Source organism: Aquificaceae bacterium, from assembly GCA_037722135.1.
GTDB classification, from domain to species: Bacteria; Aquificota; Aquificia; order Aquificales; family Aquificaceae; genus Pampinifervens; species Pampinifervens sericum.
In genome coordinates this window covers 4,955-6,881 of sequence record JBBKAW010000032.1, presented here as the reverse complement: position 1 = coordinate 6,881, position 1,927 = coordinate 4,955, and the positions used below count along the sequence as shown (strand labels likewise).

Annotated in this window: 3 protein-coding genes; all 3 read left to right on the top strand. The window is 42.4% G+C overall.

Annotated features, from left to right (window positions below; translation table 11 throughout):
* Positions 1-926: hypothetical protein (locus WKI49_02180; GenBank protein ID MEJ7621311.1), on the top strand; the 926-nt coding region annotated here is incomplete at its 5' end.
* Between the two features lie 29 nt (positions 927-955).
* Positions 956-1,390: a type III-A CRISPR-associated protein Csm2 gene (gene csm2 / locus WKI49_02175; protein MEJ7621310.1), complete on the top strand. Its 435-nt coding sequence runs from the start codon at positions 956-958 to the stop codon at positions 1,388-1,390.
* An 11-nt stretch (positions 1,391-1,401) separates the two neighbouring features.
* Positions 1,402-1,927, top strand: a 526-nt coding sequence (csm3, locus tag WKI49_02170) for a type III-A CRISPR-associated RAMP protein Csm3 (protein MEJ7621309.1), incomplete at its 3' end; no start/stop codon positions are given.

Sequence of the window (1,927 nt, the reverse complement as noted above, 5' to 3'; positions counted from 1 at the left end):
AAGTGGAAGAGAACCTTGAAGAGGTGTATCTCATAAATAACACGGATTTTCTTGAGAAGGGAGCGGATGGCTTTTTCTTTTTTGCCAACTATGTTCCAAAGAATGAAGAAGGCTCTACCTTAGACTTTGAAACCCTTGCTGAGAGGGCAAAGGGGGACAAAAAGATAGCCTTTGCAAGGGGTGATGTGGACTTTTTGGGTCTCATATTCCAGTCCATAAAGGAGTATTCTCTCTCAAGGCTTGCCACTTTGAGCAGAAGTCTTGACCTTTTCTTTTCTGGATATCTCAACGAGTTCCTCAAGGGCTCTGACATATATACCCTGTATGCGGGTGGAGATGACTTTTTCTTGATAGGACCTTGGGACCAGCTTGTGGAAAAGATTTTGGAGCTAAAGGAGGACTTTGACCACTATACCGCCTACAATCCATTACTAAACTTCTCTGTGGGTTTTCATATAGATAGACCAGAAGTGCCAGTGCGTTTTGCAGGAGAGTTTGCGGAGGTAGAGGAAAAAAGGGTAAAAGGGGAAAAAACAAAAATAATTTCTAAAGGCAACAAATCCGAGGACCTTCCTCACTTTTCTATACTTAACGAAATCCTTACTCAAGAGGAGTTAAAGGACGGCATTAAAAATTCAAGGGAGCTGGAGCGGTTTATCAAAGAGGGATACATAGGCAGGTCAACCTTTTATCGCATATACACTTTGATGAAATACTTCAGAGAAAACCGTAAGGATAAATGGTGGAAGTTTTATCCACTTTTCTATTACCAGATTCACAGAAACGTGAAAGGGGAAGAGCGTGAAAAGTTTGTGAAAACCCTTATAGAGACAGATAAGGACTATACCCTCAAGAGGAATGCACTTTTTATGGCAAAATATGTGATAATGAAAACAAGGGGTGTGTCAGAAAATGATAGGGAGTAGGGTTATAAAAATTATATGGAGGTTCATACATGAGCCAGAGCATGCATAGAGGAGGTCAAGGGTCTAATAGCTATGTGTCAGAATTCATAAACAAGTTAAAGAGCTTAGGTGGAGATATTTCCAGGCTGGATGACAGAGACATATTTCATCCAGAGGGTTATGCCAGTAAGATAGTGGAAAACTTAGGGCTCAAAGGGGTTCAGCTTAGGAGGTTCTATTCAGAGATAAGAAACATCTACGACAGACTACAAGAGGGCAAGAAAAAGGAAGAGTTAAAGTATTACCTCTACAGACTATATGCCATAACCCAGTATCAGGAAAATAGGGGGGTCATAAAGAGGGATTTTGGAAACCTTGTGCGTTCCATTCTTGACAGCATTGAGAAGAACTTTACCGAAGAGAGCTTACGAAAGGCTTCGGACTTCTTTATGGCAATGGTAGCCTATTCCAAAAAGGAATCATAGGGGGTTAAGCCATGTTTAGGTTTCTGGGCTCTTTTGTCTTTGAGTATGAGCTGAAGGCTCTTACTGGTATTCGCATAGGGGGTTCAAAGGAAAACTTTGACATAGGCGGTCTTGACAATCCTGTGATAAAAACCTACATAAGCATACCAGCCTTTTATCCCTCTGGCAGAGAGCTCCCAAAGGGTGTTCCCTACATACCGGGCTCTTCTCTCAAGGGCAAGATAAGAAGTCTCCTTGAGTGGTCTACTGGAAGGGTGGAGAAGATGATAGAGAAGGCAGGGACAGATATAAAACTTGCTGGTGCTCCATGCGACTGTGGAAGGTGTGAGGTTTGCATCCTCTTTGGGACAGGCAATGCCAAAACCTTAGAAAACCTCAGCTTAAAGGAGCAACCGGGACCACCAAGGCTCATCTTTTGTGATGCATACCCAACGGAGAATACCCTTGACAGGATACAAAAGGAACTGGGTGAGAGTATATACACGGAGATAAAGACGGAAAACCAGATAAACAGGATAAACTCAAGGGCTAATCCCA